Below are 24,271 nucleotides of genomic sequence, written 5' to 3' on the forward strand. Positions count from 1 at the left end.
ACGTCGTCGTCCGATGGACTTTAAATGCGGCGATTTAAGGGGTCGTTAAGAAGCGGTGAACACGTCGCCGTGACTTTGAGCCAAATCGGCGTGAAGAGAACGGGCGGCCCGAAGGCCGCCCGAGGAAACTGCCTCAATAGTAAGGCGAAAGGCACTCGCGGCGCGGGCCATAGTTGGGCTGGAACGTGTTGTCGTAAGCCCGGTAGGAGCGGTACTGCGCGTAGCACCAGTCGGTGTGGCGCGGATTGATACCGGCTTCGCGCGGACGCGAGTAACCGTCATTGGCAATCGCACCGCCGATGATGGCACCGGCGCCGAAGGCAGCCAGCGGATACCACCAGCCATCCGAATGGCGGCGATAGCCGCGGCGGTGTTCACGATAACCGCGATGGCCGTTGTGCCAGCCGCGACGATCCTCGCGCCACGCGCGGCGGTCACGATCCCGATAATGACGTTCGCGATAGTACTGCACCTGCTCGACGTCCGTGGACTGCGAGACGCCGGCCTTCGGCAGCGGCATGGCGATGGCCGGCACCGCCACAAAGGACGTTGCAAACATGGCCGCGGCCACGACGGCCGAAAGGCCGGTCTTGATCGATGTCTTCATGGCGGTCTCCCTACTGTTCAGAGTTCTTCATGTTGTTCAGACGGTTCATAGAATGAAATAATTCGAATGAACGCAGTATGAACCGGAAAGATCCGTGCCTAGTCTTCGCCTTCCCGCACCCGCGCGAGGTAACGGGATCGCTCATAGATCAGGATCACCACCAGCGCCATGACGAAGGGGATGATCAGGTAGAACAGCCGGAAGACGGCGAGCGCGGCGAGTACCGCCGCCGGATCCATATCCGGCAGGCCGGCGATGAACACCAACTCCAGCACGCCGATGCCGCCGGGAGCATGCGACAGCAGCGCCACCGAAAAGGACGCGAGAAAGATGCCGAGGATGATGAAGAAGCCCGGATTGCCCTCCGCCGGCAGCACGAAATAGATGATCGCCGCCGCGCCGATCAGCTCGATGGGCGCGATGAAGAGCTGGCGGAAGACCAGCGAGGGCTTGGGATATTCAAGCTTCAGCCACCGGGTGTTGATCGGCCGGAAACCCACGAGGCTGCCCACGACATAGAGCGCCACCAGGGCCAGGATGACGAAGCCCGTCGAATAGGCCGCTTCCAGCGGCAGAAAATCGGCGAAGCGCTCGATGATCTCCGGCTCCAGCACCAGGACGAGGCCGAACAGCATCACCGTGCCGAGCGCGAAGGTGAAGGAGCAGAAGGCGACGAGAACGCCGACCTCCGATCCCGTCAACCCCTTCGACGTATAGGCGCGGTAGCGCACCAGCGCGCCGGAGAATACCGAGGCGCCGATATTGTGCGACAGCGCATAGGTCGTGAACGAGGTGAGCGTGATGTACCACAGCGAGATGCGGTGGCCGAGATGTTCCAGCGCGAGATGGTCGTAGGCCGCAAGCGCCGCATAGGCCACGAGTGTCGCGACACAGGCCAGCAGCCATCCCGATGTCGGGATGGCGTGGATGCTGGCGACGAACTCATCAAGGGAAAGACCGCGCAGGTCCTTGTAGAGAATGTAGATGGACAGAGCGATGGCGAGCGTGCTGACGAGCGGCCAGAAGAACTTCTTCAAACGCTTCATCCCGCCTCGCCTCCTGCCGGCATCATGCTGTTGCGGCAAGGGTTTTTCGCGATCCATCGTGACGCCATCCTCATCCTTTCCCCGTTTTGCGCGCCTGTCATCGCACGCGGCGATGCAGGCTTTCTCTTGTCCGTAGGCCAGTCTTTCCGCTTGTGCGATTAAAGCCGATCCCTTTCGCGATCACATCTGCGTCAACGCGCGGCGAGCGCCGCAAGAATCCGCACCCAGGAGCGGATACCCTTCTCGAAGGAGCGCAACTCGTATTTCTCGTTCGGCGAATGGATGCGGTCGTCCGCCAGGCCGAAGCCGACGAGAAGCGAATCCATGCCAAGCATCTTCTGGAAATCGCCGACGATGGGAATGGATCCGCCCATGCCGATGATGACGGCGGGATTGGGCCATTCGTCGGAAAGCGCCGACTTGGCCTTGTTCAGCAGCGTCGAATCGTAGGGCAGCTGGATTGCCGGCGACCCGCCATGGGCGTGGAACGTCACCGAGCAATCGGCCGGGATCCTGGAGCGCACATAGGCGCGGAAGGCATCACGCACCTGCGCCGGGTCCTGCTTGCCGACGAGGCGGAAGGACACCTTTGCCGAGGCTTCCGCCGCAATCACGGTCTTGAACCCTTCGCCCGTATAGCCACCGGTGATGCCGTTGACCTCCGCCGTCGGGCGCGCCCAGGTGAGTTCGAGCACGGAGCGGCCCTTTTCGCCGGAGGGAATGGAAAGCCCGACCTCGCCGAGGAAGCTTTCGGCGGTCTTGCCGAGCGTCTCCCAGGCCGCCTTGATCTGGGTGGGCGTCTCCTCGACGCCGTCGTAGAAACCATCCAGAGCGACGCGCCCGGTCTCGTCATGCAGGCCGGCGAGGATGTCCGCGAGGATATGGATCGGGTTTGCCGCCGCACCACCGAAATAGCCGGAATGCAGGTCGCGATCGGCCGCCTTGATGACGATCTCCTCGCCGACGAGGCCACGCAGCCCGCCCGAAATGGCCGGCGTATCGCCGTCCCACATATTTGTATCGCAGACCAGTGCGAAGTCGGCCTTCAGCTCGGCGGCATTGGCCTCGAGGAACGGCTTCAGCGACGGAGAGCCGGACTCCTCCTCGCCTTCGAAGAGGATGGAAACGCGGCAGGGCAGCGCGCCCACCGTTTCCTTGTAGGCCCGGCAGGCTTCGACGAAGGTCATCAGCTGGCCCTTGTCGTCGGATGTGCCGCGGCCCGTGATGACGCGGCGGCCGCCGGCAGCGTCGCGGACGGCCGGCTCGAAGGGATCGTTGTCCCAGAGGTTCAGCGGATCGACCGGCTGGACGTCGTAATGGCCGTAGAACAGGACATGCGGCGCATCGGGTTTGGCGCCATCGTGATGGGCGACGACCATGGGATGTCCGGGGGTGTCACGCACCGTCGCGTCGAAGCCGAGCGAGCGCAGTTCCGCCACCAGCCACTCGGCCGCCCGGCGGCATTCGGCCTTGAAGGCCGGATCGGTGGAGATGGACTTGATGCGCACCAGTTCGAACAGGCGTTCGAGGCTGGCCGGGACGCCGGCAATGGCGTGATCGAGGACGGGCAGAATGTTGGTCATGGTAGAATCCCCGGAGAATACCGCGCCGGGCGTGGAAACGCCCGGGCCTTCATGCGGCAAATCAGATATGTTCGTGCCGACATTAGACCGATCGCGTCGGGGAGGGCAAATCGTATAACGCTTGCGCGACGGTCACACGCGCGGATCGCGGCCGAGATTGGCAAGCAGCATGCGCATGTATTCAAGCAGGAGCTCGCGCTCGAAACGACGGAAACCCTGGAAGAGAGCGTCCTCCGTCTGGCTGGCCGCCGTCATGGCCGTTTCGCGCAGCGCCTTGCCGCGCGGCGTGAGGAAGATGAGTTGCGCGCGCCGGTCGCTGGGATGACGCCGGCGCGAGATCAGGCCGTCGCGCTGCATGCGGGCGAGCGTGTTGGCCATCGTCGCCTGCTCGATGTCGAGGCGGTCGAGAAGTTCGCGCTGGGTGAGGCCGTCGCCGTTCCACAATTCGAGCAGGACGGGAAACTGCCCGGGGGCGAAGCCCGCTCCGTCCGCCCGCGCCTGAAGGGCACGGGACGCCGCCTTCGCCAGGAGATTGGCGAGGTATGCCGCCGACGCCGTCCGGTCAAAGTCCATGCACGGAAGCTATGCCGGTTGAGGGCAGAAGACAATGCATAGCCTGCGATCCTTGGGCCCGAAAACGAGAAGGGGCCCGAAAACGAGAAGCCGCCGACGACAGGAGGCTTGTCGCGGCGGCTTCTTCGAATTATGGACAAAGGCCCGGAGAGGGGGATGAGGCCTTTGTCCTTTGTCTGGCGCGGCGGGGGACAGGCCGTGTGCCAGACAACGGCTTTGATCAGGTGCCGTTGATGAATAATTGTGGCTCCGAATGTGGCTTTTCAAGGGAGCCAAGTGCCCGCCAGAATTACAAATTGGTAACGTTCGCGTGAGGCTTTTCAGCCCCGTGAAAGGCCTTTGCGAGCACAATGAAAGATGGACGCGGAAAGCCGCCCGCGCTATCCATTCACCCCATGAAAAAAGGTGATCATCTCTTCCTCGTCGACGGCTCCGGCTTCATTTTCCGCGCCTTCCACGCCATCCCGCCGCTCAACCGCAAATCGGACGGGCTGCCGGTCAATGCCGTCTCGGGTTTCTGCAACATGCTGTGGAAGATCTTGAAGGATGCGCGCAACACGGATGTGGGCGTGACGCCGACCCACTTCGCCGTGATCTTCGACTACTCCTCGAAGACCTTCCGCAACGAACTTTATGACCAATACAAGGCAAACCGCACCGCGCCGCCGGAAGATCTCATTCCGCAGTTCGGCCTCATCCGCCATGCGACACGCGCCTTCAACCTGCCCTGCATCGAGAAGGAAGGCTACGAGGCCGACGATCTGATCGCCACCTATGCCCGCCTTGCCGAAGCCGACGGGGCCGACGTCACCATCGTCTCGTCCGACAAGGACCTCATGCAGCTCGTGACGCAGAACGTCTCGATGTACGACGGCATGAAGGACAAGCAGATCTCCATCCCCGAGGTCATCGAGAAATGGGGCGTGCCGCCGGAAAAGATGATCGACCTCCAGTCGCTGACGGGCGATTCGACCGACAACGTGCCGGGCGTGCCCGGCATCGGCCCGAAGACCGCCGCCCAGCTCCTGGAAGAGTACGGCGACCTCGACACGCTGCTGGCCCGCGCCGAAGAGATCAAGCAGGTCAAGCGCCGCGAGAACATCGTCGCGAACCGTGAACTCGTCCTGCTCTCGCGCCAGCTCGTGACGCTCAAGACGGACACGCCGCTCGACATGGCGCTCGACGAGCTGATCCTCCACGCGCAGGACGGCCCGCGGCTGATCGCCTTCCTCAAGGCCATGGAATTCACCACGCTTACCCGCCGCGTCGCCGAAGCCTGCGATTGCGACGCCGGCGCCATCGATGCGGCCGATGTGCCGGTCGAATGGGGTGCGGAAGCCCATGGCCCCGATCTCGACAAGGGCGATGTCGCCGGCCCGGCGCTTGAACTCGACGGCGAGGAGACGGCGGCCGAAGCGGCCGCGACGCTGCTGCCTACCGCCGGCGCGGACGCCAACACGCCTAGCGCGCTTGCCCGCGGGCGCGCGGAGCGCTTCTCCGCGGCGCCGATCGACCACGCGGCCTATGAGACGGTGCGCGATCTCGCAAGCCTCGACCGCTGGATTGCCGCCGCGCGCGAGACCGGCCTCGTCGGCTTCGACACGGAGACGACCTCGCTCGATGCGATGCAGGCGGAGCTGTGCGGCTTCTCGCTTGCCGTCGCCGACAATGCGAAGGACCCGACCGGTACGGTCATCCGCGCCTGCTATGTGCCGCTCAATCACAAGACCGGCGTCGGCGACCTGCTCGGCGGGGGGCTTGCGGAGGGCCAGATCCCGATCCGCGCGGCGCTCGAACGGTTGAAGGCGCTGCTGGAGGACCCATCGGTCCTGAAGGTCGCGCAGAACCTGAAATACGACTACCTCGTCATGCGCCGCCACGGCATCACCATGCAGAGTTTCGACGACACGATGCTGATGTCCTATGCGCTCGATGCGGGCGCCGGCACGCACGGCATGGATACGCTTTCGGAGCGCTGGCTCGGTCACAAGCCGATCGCCTACAAGGACGTCGCCGGTTCCGGCAAGGGGGCGCAGACCTTCGACATGGTCGATATTGCCCGCGCTACCGCCTATGCGGCCGAGGACGCCGACGTGACGCTGCGCCTGTGGCATGTGCTGAAGCCGCGCCTGGCGGCGGAACGCATGACGACCGTCTATGAACGGCTGGAGCGCCCGCTGGTGCCGGTGCTGGCGCGCATGGAAGAGCGCGGCATCACCGTCGACAGGCAGGTCCTGTCGCGCCTTTCCGGCGAGCTGGCCCAGGGGGCCGCCCGCTTCGAGGAGGAAATCTACGAACTGGCCGGCGAGCGCTTCAACATCGGCTCGCCCAAGCAACTCGGCGACATCCTGTTCGGCAAGATGGGCCTGTCGGGCGCTTCCAAGACCAAGACCGGCCAATGGTCCACCTCCGCGCAGGTGCTCGAGGACCTCGCCGCGCAGGGCATTCCGCTGCCGCGCAAGATCGTCGACTGGCGCCAGCTCACCAAGCTGAAATCGACCTATACCGACGCGCTGCCGGGCTTCGTGCATCCTCAGACCAAGCGGGTGCACACCTCCTATGCGCTCGCCTCCACGACGACCGGCCGCCTCTCCTCCTCCGAGCCGAACCTGCAGAACATTCCGGTCCGTACGGCGGAAGGGCGCAAGATCCGCACGGCCTTCGTCTCGACGCCCGGCAACAAGCTGGTCTCGGCCGACTACAGCCAGATCGAGCTGCGCGTGCTTGCCCATGTCGCCGATATCCCGCAGCTGAAACAGGCCTTTGCCGATGGCATCGACATTCATGCGATGACGGCATCGGAGATGTTCGGCGTTCCCGTCGAGGGCATGCCGGGCGAAGTGCGCCGGCGCGCCAAAGCGATCAACTTCGGCATCATCTACGGCATCTCGGCCTTCGGCCTGGCCAACCAGCTCTCCATCGAGCGCTCGGAGGCCGGCGAATATATCAAGAAGTATTTCGAGCGCTTCCCGGGCATCAAGGACTATATGGACAGCACGAAGGCCTTTGCGCGCGAGCACGGCTATGTCGAGACGATCTTCGGCCGCCGCGCGCACTATCCCGAGATCAAGTCGTCCAATCCGTCCGTGCGCGCCTTCAACGAACGCGCGGCGATCAACGCGCCCATCCAGGGTTCGGCGGCCGACATCATCCGACGCGCCATGGTGAAGATGGAGCCGGCGCTTGCCGCCGCGGGCCTTTCGGCCCGCATGCTGCTGCAGGTGCATGACGAACTGATCTTCGAGGTCGAGGACGGCGAAGTCGAAAAGACGATCCCCGTCATCGTCGACATCATGGAAAACGCCTCGATGCCGGCGCTTTCCATGAAGGTGCCGCTGAAGGTGGATGCGCGCGCCGCCCATAACTGGGACGAGGCGCACTGAGCGGTAGTTATACCGTCTCGTTCATCTCCGCGTGCCCTGTCTGGATGTTCCAGAGCGTGCGGTAAAGGCCGGGGCATTCGACGAGCCGGTCGTGCGGGCCGGACTGGATGATGCGGCCATCGTCCATCACGTGGATGGCATCGGCATGGACGACCGTGCTCAGCCGGTGCGCCACGAGAATGACGGTGCGCTGGCCCTTCATCCTGGCCAGCGAGCGCTGGATCGCCGCTTCGGTCTCATTGTCGACGGCGCTTGTCGCCTCGTCCAGAATGAGGATGGCAGGATCGATCAGCAACGCGCGGGCAAGCGCGATACGCTGGCGCTGGCCGCCGGAAAGCTTCTGGCCATATTCTCCGATCTGGCTTTCGTAACCGTCCGGGAGCGCGCGGATGAAGCCGTCGGCCTCGGCAAGCCGGGCCGCCGCCTCGACCTTCTCGCGGCTTGCGGACGGCTTGCCATAGGCGATGTTGTCGGCGATCGAGCCGGAGAACAGTGTCACCTCCTGCGGCACCCAGGCCATGCTCCTGCGCAGGCGCTCGCCCGACCAATCTGCCAGCGGCACGCCATCGAGGCGGATCACGCCCTTCTGCGGGCGGATGAACAGGCCGAGCAGCTTGATGAGCGTCGACTTGCCACTGCCTGTCGGCCCGACCAGCGCGACCGTCTCGCCCGCGCGGATCGCAAGATTGATATCGGTGACGCCGCCGGGGCTGGTCGCATAGCGGAAGCCGACGCCTTCCAATTCGAAGCGGCCGGACACAGGCGCATCGTGCGTGCCATGCGGCTCGCCGCGCGGCTCGTCGAGCAGGCGCAGGATACGGCGCGTCGAGGCCATGGCGCGCTCGTAAAGATCGGCGATTTCGGCAAGATGAGTCATCGGCCAGAGCAGACGCTGGGTTAGGAAGACGAGCAGGCCATAGGCGCCCACCTGCATCTGGCCAGTCAGCGTCAGCCAGCCGCCGATGAGGAAGGTGGCGAGGAAGCCGGACAGGATCGCCATGCGGATGATCGGGATGAAAGCGGAGGAGACGCGGATCGCCGCCCGGTTGGCGTCGACATAGGCCCGGCTTTCCTTGGTCAGGGCCGCCGTCTCGCGGGCCTCCGCACCGAAGGCGCGAATGGTCTGGAGCCCCTGCAGGTTGGTGGTGAGCCGCGCGCCAAGCCCGCCGGCGCGCGCGCGCACCGCATCGTAACGCGCCTGGGCGCGGCGCTGGAACCAGAAGGCCCCCGCGATGATCACAGGAACCGGCGTGAACGCGACGACGGCGATCAGCGGGCTGACGATGAAGAACACCGCCCCGACGAGGATGACGGCGGCAAAGGTCTGGATCAGCTCATTCGCCCCCCGGTCGAGGAAACGCTCGAGCTGGTTGATATCGTCGTTCAGCACGGCCACGAGATCGCCCGACCGGTTTTCCTCGTAGAAGCTCGTGGGCAGATGCTGGGCATGGTCGTAGCACATAATGCGCAGGCGATGCTGCACGTCCTGCGCCAGGCCGCGCCACAGGATCTGGTAGAAATACTCGAAGAGCGATTCCCCGAACCAGATGAGGAAGGTGGCGATGCCGAGCAGCGTCAGCTGATGCACGGGATCGGTGATGCCGACCTGCGCCACGAAGGAATCCTTGCCGCGCACCACCACGTCCAGCGCGATACCGATGAGGATTTCCGGCATCACGTCGAAGATCTTGTTGATGACGGACGCCGCGACCGCCCTGGTGACGCGGCCTTTCTCCTCGCTGACGAGCGAAAGCAGCACCCGCAGCGGATGGCGTCTGCCGGAGGAGAAAGGCGCTGAAGGCGGTGATACGGACATGAGGCAACCTGTTGTCGGCAAGGGACGAGGCGTGGAGGCCTTCGCCTCTATCCGGGCGGACCGGCGGTTGCAATCTCTTAATCCTGTCTGCGGCCCGGCAGCGCGCCTTAACGTCGCCTTAAGGCCATCGGAGTGTTATCCCCCGCGACGAACGGCACGGAGAAATGGCATGCGATCCTCATCCGGTACGACGCCGGTTCTTCGGCTGGTGGCGGCTATGACGGCAATTGCACTTCCCCTTCAGGCGAGCGCGGCCTGCCTTTCGGGCATCAATCTCGCGGGCGCGGAATTCGGCCAGGGGCGGGGCACCTACGGCAAGGACTATGCCTATCCTTCCGACGAGACGATCACCTATTTCGCGGACAAGGGCTTCAATGCGGTGCGCCTTCCGTTCAAATGGGAGCGCCTCCAGCCGCGGCTCAACCGAAGCTTCGACAAGGCGGAGCGCAAGCGCCTCTCCGATACGGTCAAGGCCCTGCGCAAGGCCGGCATGACGGTCATCCTCGATCCGCACAACTACGCCTATTACGGTGACCAGCAGATCGGTTCGGCCGCCGTGCCGGACAGCGCCTTCGCCGATTTCTGGAGCCGGCTTGCGGCTGATTACAAGCAGGATGCGGGCGTGCAGTTCGGGCTGATGAACGAGCCGCACGACGTGCCGGCGACACAATGGCTTGCCTCCGCCAACGCCGCCATCGCGGCGATCCGCGAGACGGGCGCGAACAATCTGGTGCTGGTGCCCGGCACGATCTGGACCGGTGCACACAGCTGGGAAGAGGAGCGGGACGGCGGCGCCAACGGCACGGTCATGCTCGGCATCCAGGACCCGGCCGACAACAATGCCTACGAGGTGCACCAATATCTCGATGGGGATTTTTCCGGCAAGGCGAGCACCTGCGAGCGCGCCGACGATGCCGTGAAGGCCCTGGAGCGCTTCACCGACTGGCTGAAGCGCAACGGCAAGCGTGGTTTTCTGGGAGAATTCGGCGGATCGGCCGAGCCGGCCTGCCTCGATGGTCTCGCCCGCATGACCGCACTGGTCCATCGCGAAAACGCCGTGTGGACCGGCTGGACCTATTGGGCCGCGGGAGACTGGTGGCCGGCCAGCGAGCCACTGAACATCCAGCCCACAGCCGATGGCGACCGCCCGCAGCTTGCCGCCCTCGTCAGCGGCGGCGCGCTTCCCGCAAAAGCGGGAACCTGCCCGTCGCTGCCCTGACCATCACCGCCTCGAAGCGGCGCGCTCAAAATCAAAAGAAGACGTGTGTCGGCCACTGCACCGGACGACGCGCGGAGGAAAGGCGGCTGCCTTCGAGCGGCAGGGTTTCCTGCGTTCCATCCGCAGCCTCGGTTTCACTTGAGTTGCCGGCAGACCGGGTGTCTTCGGTCTTCGGCTGAAAGCCGACCGGATAGAGGTTGAAGTAGCCGAGCGTCACGCCACCGAGATACATCATGCCATCGCTTCCGTTCTGGTTAAGATCCGGTCATCATCATGGCAAAAACGTGGCGACTGTCAATAGTCCATAAAATTGGTAATCTATTCTATGCTTGATGCGGCGTGCCGCGAAGCGCTACGAGACGGCGTGGACGCCACCGGAAACCGCCGCTTGTACACACTCGACCAGACCGAACGTTTCGAGCAGGAGATCCGCAAGAGCCGGTTCATCGCCATTGGCTGTCCTGTCGACACCGAGGCGGACGCGAAAGCGCGGCTGGCGGAGGTTTCCGATCCTTCCGCCAACCACAATTGCTGGGCCTGGCGCATCGGCCAGGCCTACCGTTTCAGCGACGACGGCGAACCGAGCGGCACCGCCGGAAAACCCATTCTCCAGGCGATCGACGGACAGGCGCTGGACCGGACGCTCGTCGTGGTGACACGCTGGTTCGGCGGCATCCTTCTCGGCAGCGGCGGCCTCATCCGCGCCTATGGCGGCACGGCGGCACTCTGCCTGCGCGCCGCCGCCAAGACGGAATATGTCGAACGCACCACGCTTGCCGTCTCGCTCGGCTTCTCCGACCTCGCGCTGGTCAAGGCCCGGCTTGCCGCCCTGCCCGGCCTCCTGATGGACGACGAGGCGTTTCACGAGAGCGGCGCACGGCTCGTCTTCCGCGTTCCGGCCGAACAGGCCGAGGAGACCAGCCGCCTTGTCATCGACCTGACGAGCGGACGTGCCGAATTCGGCGCCTGAACGTCATTTCAGGCCAAAGGTGAAATAAAATCGCCTTTCCACCACAAGCACGCGTGGCGGAACGATTTGGCGCGTCGGCCGGGTCTCGCCGAAAGCCTTCTCCCAACCCCTTGAAATGACGAAAAGTTGCAGCCACCGGGGCGTGCAGGATGACACCGGACCGCTATAGGCAATCCGGCCTTTTCGGTCTATCTACCGCCACGGTTACACTTTCCGCGGGCCTGTGCCTGCGACCCTGCAAGACAGAGAGGACGAGACATGAGCCTTCGCATCAACGATATCGCTCCGGACTTCACCGCCGAAACCACCGCCGGCACCATCAACTTCCATGAATGGATCGGCGACGGCTGGGCCGTTCTCTTCTCGCACCCGAAGAACTTCACGCCCGTCTGCACCACGGAGCTGGGCGCCATGGCCGGCATCGAGGGCGAATTCCGCAAGCGCGGCGTCAAGATCATCGGCATCTCCGTCGATCCGGTCGAAAGCCATTCCAAGTGGAAGGCCGATATCCGTACGGCCACCGGCTTCGACGTGGACTACCCGCTGATCGGCGACAAGGACCTCGCCGTCGCCAAGCTCTACGACATGCTGCCCGCCGCTGCCGGCGAGAGCTCTGAAGGCCGCACGCCCGCCGACAACGCGACGGTGCGCTCCGTCTTCGTCATCGGTCCCGACAAGAAGATCAAGCTGATCCTCACCTACCCGATGACGACCGGCCGCAACTTCCCGGAAATCCTGCGCGCCATCGATTCCATCCAGCTCACCAGCAAGCACCAGGTCGCAACCCCGGCCAACTGGCAGCAGGGCGACGACGTCATCATCACCGCCGCCGTTTCGAACGAGGATGCCATCGCGCGCTTCGGTTCCTTCGACACGGTGCTGCCGTACCTGCGCAAGACCAAGCAGCCGGCCGCCTGATATCTGGCCGTCACCGCAACAGAGAAAACCCCGCCTGAACAGCGGGGTTTTTCTTTTCGAGATATGTCGAAACGTGCGGCCTTACTGGCCGACCGACGAAACCATGACGGCATCGCCGTTTTCGATGGAGACCCAGCGGCCGGCGTGGAACGAGGCCTGGCGCTTCAGGTAGCGGTAGGACGTTTCGGTCCAGAGCTTCACATCGTTGTTGAGATTGTCGAGGACGAAATCGCCCTGCGTGGTGCGCACGGTGAGAACGGCATGGCCTTCGCCATCGGGCTTGCGAACGACGGTGATCAGCAGGTCGCCCGCCGCGAAACCTTTTTCCATCAGCATGCGGCGCTTGAGGAGCACAAAGTCCTCGCAGTCACCGGCGCCGCCGTCGGGATAGGTCCAGAACTCGTCCTTGCCGTAGAGTTCCTTGTCCGTCATCGGCGTGATGTCGCGGTTGACGCGGGCATTGATCTGGCGGACCGTCTCCCAGCCGAACTCCGTGACCTTGGCGGGCGCCTGGGCGCGCGCGCCGGCGCGGCATTCGGATGCGTGGCTCTGACAGAATTCGTAATGGCCGATCGGCTGCGAGGTGATGCCGCCTGTCGTCATGGAAAGCGCCGAGACCGGCGCGGTAAAGGCCGAGGAAGAAGAGACGAGCACTGCGAGAAACGCCGCAGCCCCAGCCTTTGCACCAATCATTCGTGCCATGAACCGTCCCCTATCGTTAATAAAGAGTTAACGGTCGGCCGGCCCTCTCGTCAATCATCAGAATTGGCGATGCTGGAATATGGTTAAGATGTGACCGGCGCGACACGCCGGCGCCACTATTGCCCGCGCGCCAGCGTTTCGGCGGCCTCGAGGATCTTGGCGATATCCTGCGGCTGTGACAGGCGGTGATCGCCATCGCGGATCATCGTCAGCACCACGTCGTCGCCGGACAGGTGCTCCATCAGCCGCACGGCGTGGGCATAGGGCACGTCAGGATCGGCCATGCCCTGCAGGATATGGACCGGGCAGCCGGTCTCGATGGCACCGGTCAGGACGCGGTTGTTCCTGCCGTCCTCGATGAGCTTGAGCGTATAGATATTCGGGTCGGGACCGTAGGGTGTCGGTTCCTCGAACTGGCCGCGCTCGGCCAGCGCGGTGCGCTCGGCATCGGTGAGGTTCGGTTCTATGAGTTCGGAGGTGAAATCCGGCGCGGGCGCGATCAGCACGAGGCCGGCGATGTCGATGTCGCTCTGGCGGGCAAGCTCGGCGACGGCGCGCAGGGCGATCCAGCCGCCCATCGACGAGCCGACGAGAACGATGCGCCGGGCTCCGATGGCGCCGGCCGCGTGCTTTATGGCTGCGAGCGATTCCTCCAGCCAGCGCGAGATCGTGCCGTCGACGAAGGCGCCGCCGGATGCACCGTGGCCGGAATAGTCGAAGCGCAGGCAGCCGGTGCCGAGGCGTGCGGCAAGGCCGGCGAGCTCGACAGCCTTGGTGCCGGACATGTCGGACCGATAGCCGCCGAGCCAGACGAAGTGCGCGAGATCATTGCCGGCAGCGGGCGGCTGGAGCGCGATGGCGATGCGCCGCGCCGCGTCGCCGGTGCCCACCGTGATGAATTCCGCCGCCTGCCCATTGCCGTTCGCGCCCGTCATGCCTATCTCCCGTTCCTGCGCCCGGCTGCGAAAAACCACCCGCGAAACCGGCTCTTGCGCCAGACCTAGACCAGATTCGCAAGCGCAAGGACAGGTGGTGATTTTTTCCGCGCGCCGTGCTATTGACTTCACAAGCGCGATCAACACATTGCCGAAAAAACGCCGGCAGGCGGGCAAATGTCCTGGTCGACGCGCAGATTCATACACTTTCGAAACAGTTCGAGGAGAACACGACCATTCGCAGACCATTCAAAGCGGAAGCCCCCGTCAAGGACGGGCCGCGCTCCAACAAGGAAATTCGGGTTCCCCGCGTCCAGCTCATCGATGCCGAAGGCCAGAACCACGGCACCGTCCCCACCGATCAGGCACTCCGCATGGCTGAAGAGGCCGGCCTCGATCTCGTGGAGATCGCGCCGAACTCCGAACCGCCCGTCTGCAAGATCCTTGACCTCGGCAAGCTGAAATACGCCAACCAGAAGAAGGCGGCCGAAGCGCGCAAGAAGCAGAAGATCGTCGAGATCAAAGAAATCAAGATGCGCCCGAACATCGACACGCACGACTACGACGTGAAGATGAAGGCGATGAACCGCTTCTTCGAAGAAGGCGACAAGGTGAAGGTGACGCTGAAGTTCCGCGGCCGTGAAATGGCCCACCAGGAACTCGGCATGAAGCTTCTCCAGCAGGTCAAGGAAGACACTCTGACGATCGCCAAGGTCGAAGCCGAGCCGAAGCTCGAGGGACGCCAGATGATGATGGTGCTCGCCCCGCGGTGAGCCCCTTTCTCGGCGCCCCGCGCTGAACGGATCAAAGCCGCCTTCCGGGGCGGCTTTTCCATTTCCGCGCCCCGAACCCGCGGCAGACGAGGATTCCGGTTGCGCTTTTAAAGGACATCGGTTACAAGCCGCCGTCCGAACGGTCCGGCAGGGCATGCCGTGGCCGTTCTTTACGCTGGAGCCGTGCATCGTCACGCGGCTCGAATTCAAGAAGAATGGAGTAGCAAAATGCCCAAGATGAAGACGAAATCGTCTGCCAAGAAGCGGTTCAAGATCACCGCGTCGGGCAAGGTCCTGGCCGCCGCAGCCGGCAAGCGCCACGGCATGATCAAGCGTACCAACAAGTTCATTCGCGACGCGCGCGGCACCATGGTGCTGGCCGAAGCCGATGGCAAGAAGGTCATCAAGAACTACCTGCCGAACGGTCTCTGAGACTTCTCGAGCAATTTGATACGTTAAGGAGATCATGACATGGCACGTGTAAAACGCGGCGTCACCTCGCACGCCAAGCACAAGAAGACGCTGAAGGCAGCCAAGGGTTTCTACGGCCGCCGCAAGAACACCATCCGCGCCGCCAAGGCCGCGGTTGACCGTTCGAAGCAGTTCGCCTACCGCGACCGCAAGGTCAACAAGCGCAACTTCCGCGCTCTCTGGATCCAGCGCATCAACGCTGCCGTCCGCGAGCATGGCCTGACCTATGGCCGCTTCATCGACGGCCTGAACAAGGCCGGCATCGAAGTCGACCGCAAGGTCCTTTCCGACATGGCGATCCATGAGACCGAAGCTTTCGGCGCGCTCGTCGCTGCCTCCAAGAAGGCTCTGGAATACCTCAAGGACGCCGGCACGAAGAACGAGTTTGAGGCCGCCGTAAACTAACCGGCGCTCACAACCACTTTCATTCGTTGTGAAACCCGCGCCGGGGAACCGGTGCGGGTTTTTCTTTTGACGGCAGGATTTCCAACCATGGATGGCAGGCACACCGCGCTCGGCAATATCCCCCATATGACCGATGGGGACATCGAGACGCTGCTTGCCGCGCTGACCCGCGAGACGCGCCGGGTGGAGCGCGTGGACCTGTCGTTCGGCGCCGTCTGGATCAAGCGCTACGGCACGGAGCGTCCGCCGGTCTGGACGAAGGCGCAGACGGGCTTGGCCAGCCTGTTCGGCCTGCCGTTCCTGCGCCCCTCCCCCGCGCTCGACAGCAAGGGCATGACGGCACGCGAGATCCGCCGTATCGAGACCTTCGCCGCCCACGGCATACCGGTGCCGCAGGTGCTCTACGCCTCCGGAAACGCGCTGGTGCTGTCGGACGTCGCGCCGACCGTCACGGCCCGCCTGGATGCCTTGCGCGATACCGACCCGGCTGCCCATGACGCGCTTTTGGTGCGCTGCGCCGCCGATCTCGGCGCGCTGCATGCCAAGGGTCTCTGCCATGGCCGGCCGCACCCGCGCGATTTCTTCGTGGCAGGGGACGGGATCGGCTTCATGGATTTCGAGGAGGAGCCGGAGGCCGCCATGCCGCTTGCCGATGCGCAGGCCCGCGACCTGTGGCTGCTCTTTCTCCAGCTGACGGATCGCGCCCGCCTGGGCGAGGCCACGGCGCGGCAAGCCTATGGCGCGTGGCGCGCCGCCGCACCGCCCGAAACCGAGGCGGCGCTGGCGACCATGATCCGGTTCCTGGCCAAGTTTTTGTCGCCGACCCGATTGATCGGGCGCGTTCACATGGGTAGTGATCTGCGGCGCTTCCTCGCCGCAACCGGCTATCTGTCCGAGGTTCTCCTGGCCCCTCGCGCGGCCGATGCAAGCAAAGCAGGTAAAGATGACTGAACTCGAAACACTGGAATCCGGGCTTCTGGCCGATGTCGCAGCCGCCTCCGATGAAGCGGCGATCGAAGCCGTGCGCGTCGCCGCACTCGGCAAGAAGGGCTCCGTCTCCGAACTCCTGAAGACGCTCGGCACCATGTCGCCGGAAGAGCGCCAGACGCGCGGCGCGGCCATCAATGCGCTGAAGACGCGCGTCACCGACGCGATCAACGCGCGCAAGACGGCGCTGCGCGACGCGGCCATCGATGCCCGCCTCAAGGCCGAGACCGTCGATGTGAGCCTGCCGGTGCGCTCGTCGCCTGCCGAACGCGGCCGCATCCATCCGATCAGCCAGATCGTCGACGAGATCACCGCCATTTTCGCCGATATGGGATTCTCGATCGCCGAAGGCCCCGATGTCGAGACCGACTACTACAACTTCACGGCGCTGAACTTCCCCGAAGGGCACCCGGCCCGCGAGATGCACGACACGTTCTTCTTCCCGGCGGACGAGAACGGCGACCGCAAGGTGCTGCGCACGCACACCTCACCCGTGCAGGTGCGCACGATGGAAGCGCAAAAGCCGCCGATCCGCATCATCATTCCCGGCAAGACCTATCGCCAGGACAGCGACGCGACCCATTCGCCGATGTTCCACCAGGTCGAAGGCCTCGTGGTCGACAGGAAGGCCAATGTCGCCAATATGCGCTGGGTGCTCGAAGAGTTCTGCAAGGCCTTCTTCGAGGTCGACAGCGTCACCATGCGCTTCCGCCCGTCGTTCTTCCCGTTCACCGAGCCGTCCTTCGAGGTGGACATCCAGTGCGACCGCTCGTCCGGCCCGATCGTCAAGTTCGGCGAAGGCACCGACTGGATGGAAATCCTCGGCTGCGGCATGGTTCACCCGAACGTGCTGCGCGCCGGCGGTCTCGATCCGGACGAATACCAGGGCTTTGCCTGGGGCATGGGCCTCGACCGCATCGCCATGCTGAAATACGGCATGCCCGACCTGCGCGACTTCTTCAACGCCGATGTCCGCTGGCTCAGCCACTACGGCTTCCGCCCGCTCGACATGCCGACCTTGTTCGGCGGGCTGAGCGCATAACCGGCATCCAAGGGGAAAAATCATGAAATTCACGCTCTCCTGGCTGAAGGACCATCTCGACACCGACGCCTCGCTCGACGAGATCTGCGAGAAGCTGACGGCGATCGGCCTTGAAGTGGAAGATGTCGACGACAAGGCGGCGTTCAAGCCCTTCGTCATCGCCAAGGTCGTCTCGGCCGAGCAGCATCCCAACGCCGACAAGCTGCGCGTGCTGATGGTCGATACCGGCAAGGGCGATCCGATCCAGGTCGTCTGCGGTGCGCCGAACGCGCGCGCCGGCCTCATCGGCGCCTTCGCCGCCCCCGGGACCTACGTGCCCGGCATCGATGTCACGCTTTCGGTCGGCAACATCCGCGGTGTCGAAAGCCGCGGCATGATGTGCTCGGAAAAGGAACTGGAGATTTCCGACAACCACGACGGCATCATCGAGCTTCCGGCGGATGCGCCTGTGGGCGCGAGCTATGCCGGCTATGCCGGGCTTGACGATCCTGTCATCGAGATCAACCTGACGCCGAACCGGCCGGACTGCACGAGCATCTACGGCATCGCCCGCGACCTCGCCGCCTCCGGCCTCGGCACGCTCAAGACGCCGAAGGCGGCGTCCTTCAAGGTCGAGGGCGAGACGCCGGTCAAGGTGAAGCTGGAACTGGGCGGCGACGATCATCTGTGCCCCGGCTTTGCGTTGCGCCTCGTGCGCGGCGTCAGGAACGGCCCGAGCCCGCGCTGGATGCAGCAGCGGCTCATCGCCATCGGCCTTCGCCCGATCAACGCGCTCGTCGACATCACCAACTACATGACCTTCGACCAGGGCCGTCCGCTGCACGTCTTCGATGCCGCCAAGGTGAAGGGCGACCTCGTCGTGCGCCGCGCCGGAGAGGGCGAGAAGGTGCTGGCGCTCGATACGCGCGAATACACGCTGAATCCGGCTAACGTCGTCATTTCCGACGACAACGGCGTCGAGTCCATCGGCGGCATCATGGGCGGCGAACATTCGGGCTGCGACGAAAACACCGTCGACGTGCTGATCGAATCGGCCCTCTGGGACCCGATGAACATCGCCAAGACCGGCCGTTCGCACGGCATCATCACCGATGCACGCTATCGCTTCGAGCGCGGCGTGGACCCGGAATATATGGTTCCCGGCCTCGAGCGCGCGACCGAACTCGTGCTGGAACTGTGCGGCGGCGTACCGGCCAAGGCCGATGTCGTCGGCTACAAGGGCTACACCCCCAAGGTCGTGGACTTCCCCTTCTCGGAAGTGAAGCGCCTGACGGGCCTCGACGTGTCCGAAGCCGAAAGCGCCAATATCCTCACCCGTCTTGGCTTCACCGTGACGGGGTCGGGCGAGCGCGTCTCGGTCGCCGTCCCCTCCTGGCGTCCTGATGTCGACGGCAAGGCGGACCTTGTCGAAGAGGTCATGCGCATCCACGGTGTCGACAACATCAAGCCGGCGGCGCTCGAAAGCCATGCGGCGGTCAATGGCCGCATCCTGACGACGCTGCAGATCCGCACGCGCCTTGCCAAGCGGGCGCTGGCCGCCCGCGGCATGCTGGAAGCCGTCACCTGGTCCTTCATCCCGAAGGCCCATGCCGAGCTGTTCGGTGGTGGCGCGCCGTCGCTGGCGCTGTCGAACCCGATTGCATCGGACATGTCCGACATGCGCCCTTCGCTGCTGCCGGGCCTGCTTGCAGCCGCCCAGCGCAATGCCGACAAGGGCTACGGTGACGTCGCGCTGTTCGAAGTCTCCGGCACCTATGAGAACGACCGCCCCGAGGGCCAGCGCCGGGTTGCCGGCGGTGTGCGGCGCGGCACGGCGACGCTCGCCGGTTCCGGCCGCCTCTGGTCGAATGCCGCCAAGGGCGGCGGCAAGCCGGTCGATGTCTACGACGCCAAGGCCGATGCGCTCGCCGTGATCGAGGCCTGTGGCCTGCCGATGGGCAATGTGCAGATCGAGCCCGGCGCGCCGGGCTGGTATCATCCGGGCCGTTCGGGAACCATCAAGATGGGTCCGAAGATCGTGCTCGGCTATTTCGGCGAGTTCCATCCGAAGACGCTTGGCGCGCTGGACGTCTCCGGTGCGCTTTGCGGCTTCGAGATCTTCATCGATGCCATGCCCGAGCCGAAGAAGAAGGCGACGCGCACCAAGCCGGCGCTCGACCTTTCGCCCTTCCAGGCCGTGAAGCGCGACTTCGCCTTTGTCGTCGACAAGACGGTGGAAGCGGGTGCGATCGTCCGCGCCGCGACCGGCGCCGACCGCAAGCTGATCTCCGCCGTCAACGTCTTCGACGTGTTCGAGGGCGCTTCGCTTGGTGAGGGCAAGAAGTCCGTCGCCATCGAGGTCGTCATCCAGCCCGTCGACAAGACGCTGACGGACGAGGATTTCGAGGCGCTGACGGCAAGGATCGTCGGCAATGTTTTGAAAACAACCGGCGGCACGCTGCGCGCCTGATCCAAGTGAAAACGGGGCGGAGACGCCCCGTTTTGCTTTTCATGAACGATGGTCGCGTTTTGTGAACGCACCATCGCCGTTTTCAGCATTGCAGTCTGGTTAACGACCGCTTAATTGCCTCGCAGGGGAGGTCAATTGAGGTCGAAATGGATTCTGTCGCCAATCTTCTGCCGCTGGCCGCCATGGCCTTTGGCGTTTATCTCTTCTACCGCTGGGTCGTGCGCGACATGAACCGGATGACCCGCCGCTAAGGCGGCGCTTCCGCCTAGGCATTTCCGATGAGGATACCGGCGGCCAGAACGAGGCTGCCGCCCAGCACCACCTGCATCGCCGCGCGCAGGAACGGGGTCTCCATATACCGGTTCTGGATGAAGGCGATGGTCCACAATTCCACGAACACGACCAGGACGGCGATGGTTGTCGCCAGCGTGAAGTTCGGGATCAGGTAGGGCAGCGCGTGGCCCAGCCCGCCCAGCGCCGTCATGATTCCTGAGGCCAAGCCGCGCTTGATCGGCGAACCGCGTCCCGACAGCTTGCCGTCGTCATGGGCGGCTTCCGTGAACCCCATCGAAATGCCCGCACCGACCGAAGCCGAGAGGCCGACGAGGAAGGTCTGCCAGGTGTCCTGTGTGGCGAAGGCGGCGGCGAAAATCGGCGCGAGCGTCGAGACCGAGCCGTCCATCAGGCCGGCCAGACCGGGCTGCACATAGGTGAGGATGAATTGCCGGCGGGCCGTCTGGTCTTCCTGCGCCTTCACGTCGGCGGGTGTGTGCTGCTCGCCAAGCCGCCGGGCGAGCGATTCGTGCGACTTCTCCGCCAGCGCCAGATCACCCAGAAGCTTGCGCGTGGCTGCGTCCTGCGTGCGGGCGGCGGCCGTGAGGTAGAAATGGTGCGCCGAGACCTCCATCGCTTCCGCCTGTTCACGGATCGCCTCCAGCGACATGTTGGCGATCAACCAGTCCGGCTTGCGCTCCGGGAAGTCGCGAACGAACTCGCGCCGTACCAGCGGGATGCGATCGCCGAAGCGGGCGATGTGGCGATCGATCAACATCTGGCGGTGGTGGCTTTCCTCCGCCGCCATCTCTTCGAAGACGCGGGCCGAATGGGGATAGGCCTCGCGCAGGGCATCGGCATAGGCGAGGTAGATGCGCCCGTCATCCTCTTCCGAGGAGATGGCGAGTGCCAGGATTTCCTGCTCGCTGAGCGATTCGAGACTGCGTTTGCCAGGGCGGAGGAGACGGGAGAACATCGGCGGCCATTCCAGTTTAGAATTATTCTAAATATAGGACTTGCCGTCTCTGCGTCAAGCTCGACATGCGGTGCGGCGGGACGCTAGAGTGAGCCGGTATGACAGCAAGGGACGAGACGTGACCGCCGGACTGAAGCCGCTTTCCGCAAGCCGCGACACGCTGCTCGATCGTATCGGCCGCCGTCTCGCCGACCGACTGCAAAGCCAGACCTCGGGCTACGAGCCCTATACGCCCTCCGACCCTGAAACGCTGGCGCGCACGCTGCGCCCCGGCGACGTGTTGCTGGTGGAGGGCAACCAGAAGGTCTCCGCGGCGATCAAGTACCTGACGCAATCGACCTGGTCCCACGCGGCTCTCTTCGTCGGCGACGAAATCCCGCTGACGCTCGACCAGGCGGCGCGACCGACGATGGAACGGCCGCAGCTTATCGAGGTCAATATTGGCGAAGGCTGCGTGGCGGTGCCGCTTACCAAGTACCGCACCTACAATACGCGCATCTGCCGTCCGGTCGGGCTGACGCCCGAAGACCGCGATACGCTGGTCGGCTTCATGGTCTCGCGTCTCGGGCTCAAATACGACCTGAAGAACATCACCGACATGCTGCGCTACTTCCTGCCGACGCCGCCCGTGCCGGTGCGCTGGCGCCGCCGTATGATCGCCTTCGGCTCGGGCGATCCGACGCGGGCGATCTGTTCGACGCTGATCGCCATGGCTTTCGAGGCCATCCGCTACCCGATCCTGCCGGAGGTTACGCGCGCGCCCGGCCGGGCGGCGGCGACCTCTCCCTATTCACGCGAAGAGATCCTGCATATCCGCCACCACTCGCTCTATACGCCGCGCGACTTCGACCTCTCGCCCTATTTCGAGATCGTCAAACCCACGCTGAAATATGGTTTCGACTACAAGCGGCTGGAATGGGCGCCGGAGCGCAAGGGACCCTGAAACCTCTGCGGCGATCGGCCGGATTGCGCAGGCCGCAGGCGGCACCTATCTTGCCGGCATGACAGAGCAAGACCCCGACCGCCAGTCCCATTTCGCCGCCATCCGCGCCCGCGCGGAGGCCGAAATGCACGCCATCGGCATCACCGCCGATTTCATTCCGCTGTTGGTGGACACCTTCTACGGCCGCGTGCGGGCCCATCCGGAGCTTGGTCCCGTCTTCGACGGGCGGCTGGCCGGACGCTGGCCGGAGCATATGGAAAAGATGAACCGCTTCTGGTCTGCCGTCGCCTTCAAGGACGGCGGCTATGGCGGCAAGCCCGTCATGGCGCACCAGGGTGTCGCGGGCATGAACCCGCCGCTGTTCCAGACCTGGCTTGGTCTGTTTTCCGCCACGCTCGACGATATCGCGCCCTCGCCCGAGGCGAAGGCCTGGTTCATGGCGACGGCCGAGCGGATCGCGAAGAGCCTGGTGCTCTCCCTCTTCTACAACCCGGCCGACGACGATCCGGCGCTCAGGCGCGCCTGACGCGGATCAGCCCTGACGCAGCGGGGAGATCGAGATTTCGACGCGGCGGTTCTGCGCGCGGCCCATTTCCGATGCATTCGAGGCGATCGGACGCGTGAGGCCGTAGCCCATGGCCGACATGCGGCGGGGATCGACACCGCGCGCCGCGAGATAATTGGCCACGGAATTGGCGCGGCGCTCGGACAGATCCTGATTGTAGCCGGCATTGCCGACCGAGTCGGTATGACCGTCGACATCGATCAGCGTCTTGTCGAACTTGCGCAGCACGGTCGCGACGGAATCGAGCGTCGGATAGAACGGCGGAATGACCTGGTCCTGGTCCGTCGCGAAGGTGACGTTCGAGGGCATGTTCAGGATGATGCGGTCGCCGTTACGCGTAACCGAAACGCCGGTGCCCTGAAGCTGCGCGCGCAGCTCGGATTCCTGCGTATCCATGTAATTGCCGATGGCGCCGCCGGCCAGCGCGCCGATACCCGCGCCGATCAGGGCCGCGTTGCGGCGCTGCACCGGATTGTTGCCGACGAGGAGACCGGCGACGGCGCCCATGCCGGCGCCGATGGCTGCGCCGCCCGCCGTGTTGGAAACCTTCTGCTCGCCCGTATAGGGATCGGTCGTCGTGCAGGCGGAAAGATAGGTCGCGGCGAGCGCGACGAGCAGAGCCTTTTTATACATGTGGGTCCCCGGAGACTTCGATGATTCTGCTTCAACCTAACGATTGCGGCGGGAACATGAAAGAGGGGCGCCATCGCGGCATTCCGGGCACACAAAGCCGGTCACTGTCACCGTCAGGCCCGTCCCGATTCCCAGCCGAGCATCGCGCGCTTGCGTGTCAGGCCCCAATGGTAGCCGGTCAGGGCGCCGCTCTTGCCGAGTGCGCGGTGGCAGGGCACCACGAAGGAGATCGGGTTGCGGCCCACCGCGGCACCGACGGCGCGCGAGGCGGTCGGCTGTCCGAGCTTTTCGGCAATCGACGAATAGGTGACGGCGCAGCCCATCGGGATGCGCAGCAGCGCCTCCCAGACGCGAACCTGGAAATCCGACCCGATCAGCACGACGCGCAGCGGCTCGTCCGGGTTCCAGCGGGCGGGATCGAAGATGCGGGCCGCGTAGGCCGCGGTCGCCTCGGCATCCTCGACATAATGGGCGTTCGGCCAGCGGGACGACATGTCCTCGAAAGCATCCGCCCCGTCCGGCTGGTCGGTAAAGGCGAGGCCGGCAAGCCCGCGGTCGGTGATCATCACAAGCGCCGTGCCGAAGGGCGACGGATGCAGGCCGTAGCGGATCGTCAACCCCGCCCCCCGCGCCTTCCACTCGCCCGGCGACATGGCTTCATGCGTGACGAAGAGATCGTGCAGCCGTCCGGGCCCAGAGAGGCCGACCTCGAAGCTCGTTTCGAGCAACGGCAGCTCCTCCTGACGCAGCAGGCGCTTGGCATGGTCGAGCGTCACGGCCTGGAGGAAGGCCTTCGGCGAAAGGCCCGCCCAGCGCGTGAAGGTCTTCTGCAACTGACTCGGCGACTGGCCGAGGCGGACGGCAATGTCTTCGAGGCCCGGCTGGTCGCGGTAATCCTCGGTGATCATCTCGATGACCTGCCGGACGGTCGCATAGTCCTGGCCATCGGGGGTGATATCGGTCTGCAAGGTCGCGGCAATGTTCATGATCGTCTCCTGTGCC

The 24,271-nt window shown here is 64.5% G+C and carries 23 protein-coding genes; 12 read left to right on the forward strand and 11 right to left on the reverse strand.

What is annotated here, in order from left to right; translation table 11 throughout:
• Nucleotides 1–133 precede the first annotated feature (133 nt).
• The 4 genes from B5M41_RS14290 to B5M41_RS14305 all read right to left on the reverse strand — a co-directional run bounded on the left by B5M41_RS14290 (nucleotide 134) and on the right by B5M41_RS14305 (nucleotide 3,809).
• Complete coding sequence (locus B5M41_RS14290) at nucleotides 134–607, reverse strand: BA14K family protein (RefSeq protein ID WP_134647896.1); 474 nt, start codon at nucleotides 605–607, stop codon at nucleotides 134–136.
• Nucleotides 608–705: 98 nt separating this feature from the next.
• A complete protein-coding gene (locus B5M41_RS14295; protein WP_134647898.1) occupies nucleotides 706–1,653 on the reverse strand; it encodes a lysylphosphatidylglycerol synthase domain-containing protein in 948 nt (315 codons plus the stop codon).
• 191 nt (nucleotides 1,654–1,844) lie between these two features.
• Complete coding sequence (locus tag B5M41_RS14300; RefSeq protein ID WP_134647900.1) at nucleotides 1,845–3,236, reverse strand: M20/M25/M40 family metallo-hydrolase; 1,392 nt, start codon at nucleotides 3,234–3,236, stop codon at nucleotides 1,845–1,847.
• A 132-nt stretch (nucleotides 3,237–3,368) separates the two neighbouring features.
• The gene (locus tag B5M41_RS14305) at nucleotides 3,369–3,809 is read right to left on the reverse strand and encodes a MarR family winged helix-turn-helix transcriptional regulator (protein WP_134647902.1); all 441 of its coding nucleotides are present in this window, start codon (nucleotides 3,807–3,809) and stop codon (nucleotides 3,369–3,371) included.
• A gap of 395 nt (nucleotides 3,810–4,204) precedes the next feature.
• Here B5M41_RS14305 and polA point away from each other — a divergent pair, with 395 nt between their 5' ends.
• On the forward strand, nucleotides 4,205–7,192 hold the full coding sequence (gene polA / locus B5M41_RS14310; protein WP_134647904.1) for a DNA polymerase I: 2,988 nt from the start codon (nucleotides 4,205–4,207) through the stop codon (nucleotides 7,190–7,192).
• Between the two features lie 7 nt (nucleotides 7,193–7,199).
• On the opposite strand, the gene B5M41_RS14315 is transcribed toward polA, so the two are convergent.
• On the reverse strand, nucleotides 7,200–9,008 hold the full coding sequence (locus B5M41_RS14315; protein WP_134647907.1) for an ABC transporter ATP-binding protein: 1,809 nt from the start codon (nucleotides 9,006–9,008) through the stop codon (nucleotides 7,200–7,202).
• A gap of 169 nt (nucleotides 9,009–9,177) precedes the next feature.
• On the opposite strand from B5M41_RS14315, the gene B5M41_RS14320 reads away from it, so the two are divergent.
• On the forward strand, nucleotides 9,178–10,227 hold the full coding sequence (locus B5M41_RS14320) for a glycoside hydrolase family 5 protein (RefSeq protein WP_134647909.1): 1,050 nt from the start codon (nucleotides 9,178–9,180) through the stop codon (nucleotides 10,225–10,227).
• 31 nt (nucleotides 10,228–10,258) lie between these two features.
• On the opposite strand, the gene B5M41_RS14325 is transcribed toward B5M41_RS14320, so the two are convergent.
• Nucleotides 10,259–10,462, reverse strand: a complete 204-nt coding sequence (locus tag B5M41_RS14325; protein WP_134647911.1) for a hypothetical protein — start codon at nucleotides 10,460–10,462, stop codon at nucleotides 10,259–10,261.
• A 153-nt stretch (nucleotides 10,463–10,615) separates the two neighbouring features.
• Between B5M41_RS14325 and B5M41_RS14330 the strand changes: the two genes are divergently transcribed.
• Nucleotides 10,616–11,197, forward strand: coding sequence for an IMPACT family protein (locus B5M41_RS14330; protein WP_230640090.1), 582 nt, complete (start codon nucleotides 10,616–10,618; stop codon nucleotides 11,195–11,197).
• Nucleotides 11,198–11,455: 258 nt separating this feature from the next.
• Nucleotides 11,456–12,115 carry a peroxiredoxin gene (locus B5M41_RS14335; protein WP_134647915.1) on the forward strand — a complete coding sequence of 220 codons (660 nt, stop codon included), beginning with the start codon at nucleotides 11,456–11,458 and terminating at the stop codon, nucleotides 12,113–12,115.
• Between the two features lie 81 nt (nucleotides 12,116–12,196).
• On the opposite strand, the gene B5M41_RS14340 is transcribed toward B5M41_RS14335, so the two are convergent.
• Nucleotides 12,197–12,817: a transglutaminase-like cysteine peptidase gene (locus tag B5M41_RS14340; RefSeq protein ID WP_134647917.1), complete on the reverse strand. Its 621-nt coding sequence runs from the start codon at nucleotides 12,815–12,817 to the stop codon at nucleotides 12,197–12,199.
• Between the two features lie 116 nt (nucleotides 12,818–12,933).
• Nucleotides 12,934–13,752, reverse strand: a complete 819-nt coding sequence (locus tag B5M41_RS14345; RefSeq protein ID WP_134647919.1) for an alpha/beta hydrolase — start codon at nucleotides 13,750–13,752, stop codon at nucleotides 12,934–12,936.
• 236 nt (nucleotides 13,753–13,988) lie between these two features.
• Here B5M41_RS14345 and infC point away from each other — a divergent pair, with 236 nt between their 5' ends.
• The 6 genes from infC (at nucleotide 13,989) to pheT (ending at nucleotide 19,879) form a co-directional block, all read left to right on the forward strand.
• Entirely contained in the window at nucleotides 13,989–14,525 is a 537-nt protein-coding gene (infC, locus tag B5M41_RS14350) for a translation initiation factor IF-3 (RefSeq protein ID WP_134648216.1), read from the forward strand.
• A 228-nt stretch (nucleotides 14,526–14,753) separates the two neighbouring features.
• The gene (rpmI, locus tag B5M41_RS14355; protein WP_134647921.1) at nucleotides 14,754–14,957 is read left to right on the forward strand and encodes a 50S ribosomal protein L35; all 204 of its coding nucleotides are present in this window, start codon (nucleotides 14,754–14,756) and stop codon (nucleotides 14,955–14,957) included.
• 39 nt (nucleotides 14,958–14,996) lie between these two features.
• A complete protein-coding gene (rplT, locus tag B5M41_RS14360) occupies nucleotides 14,997–15,401 on the forward strand; it encodes a 50S ribosomal protein L20 (RefSeq protein ID WP_069060325.1) in 405 nt (134 codons plus the stop codon).
• A gap of 87 nt (nucleotides 15,402–15,488) precedes the next feature.
• Complete coding sequence (locus B5M41_RS14365; RefSeq protein ID WP_134647923.1) at nucleotides 15,489–16,352, forward strand: BUD32 family EKC/KEOPS complex subunit; 864 nt, start codon at nucleotides 15,489–15,491, stop codon at nucleotides 16,350–16,352.
• The gene (gene pheS, locus B5M41_RS14370; RefSeq protein ID WP_134647925.1) at nucleotides 16,345–17,430 is read left to right on the forward strand and encodes a phenylalanine--tRNA ligase subunit alpha; all 1,086 of its coding nucleotides are present in this window, start codon (nucleotides 16,345–16,347) and stop codon (nucleotides 17,428–17,430) included. The genes B5M41_RS14365 and pheS overlap by 8 nt, the downstream gene beginning before the upstream one ends.
• A 22-nt stretch (nucleotides 17,431–17,452) precedes the next feature.
• Complete coding sequence (pheT, locus tag B5M41_RS14375; RefSeq protein WP_134647927.1) at nucleotides 17,453–19,879, forward strand: phenylalanine--tRNA ligase subunit beta; 2,427 nt, start codon at nucleotides 17,453–17,455, stop codon at nucleotides 19,877–19,879.
• 265 nt (nucleotides 19,880–20,144) lie between these two features.
• Here pheT and mbfA read toward each other — a convergent pair whose 3' ends face one another.
• A complete protein-coding gene (mbfA, locus tag B5M41_RS14380; protein WP_134647929.1) occupies nucleotides 20,145–21,128 on the reverse strand; it encodes an iron exporter MbfA in 984 nt (327 codons plus the stop codon).
• A gap of 130 nt (nucleotides 21,129–21,258) precedes the next feature.
• On the opposite strand from mbfA, the gene B5M41_RS14385 reads away from it, so the two are divergent.
• Nucleotides 21,259–22,071: a C40 family peptidase gene (locus B5M41_RS14385; RefSeq protein WP_134648218.1), complete on the forward strand. Its 813-nt coding sequence runs from the start codon at nucleotides 21,259–21,261 to the stop codon at nucleotides 22,069–22,071.
• Between the two features lie 58 nt (nucleotides 22,072–22,129).
• On the forward strand, nucleotides 22,130–22,597 hold the full coding sequence (locus tag B5M41_RS14390) for a group III truncated hemoglobin (RefSeq protein WP_134647931.1): 468 nt from the start codon (nucleotides 22,130–22,132) through the stop codon (nucleotides 22,595–22,597).
• A 6-nt stretch (nucleotides 22,598–22,603) separates the two neighbouring features.
• Here B5M41_RS14390 and B5M41_RS14395 read toward each other — a convergent pair whose 3' ends face one another.
• Entirely contained in the window at nucleotides 22,604–23,269 is a 666-nt protein-coding gene (locus B5M41_RS14395) for an OmpA family protein (RefSeq protein WP_134647933.1), read from the reverse strand.
• Between the two features lie 113 nt (nucleotides 23,270–23,382).
• The gene (locus B5M41_RS14400) at nucleotides 23,383–24,255 is read right to left on the reverse strand and encodes a methylated-DNA--[protein]-cysteine S-methyltransferase (protein ID WP_134647935.1); all 873 of its coding nucleotides are present in this window, start codon (nucleotides 24,253–24,255) and stop codon (nucleotides 23,383–23,385) included.
• Nucleotides 24,256–24,271 lie beyond the last annotated feature (16 nt).

It is taken from the genome of Shinella sumterensis (assembly GCF_004514425.2).
GTDB classification, from domain to species: Bacteria; Pseudomonadota; Alphaproteobacteria; order Rhizobiales; family Rhizobiaceae; genus Shinella; species Shinella sumterensis.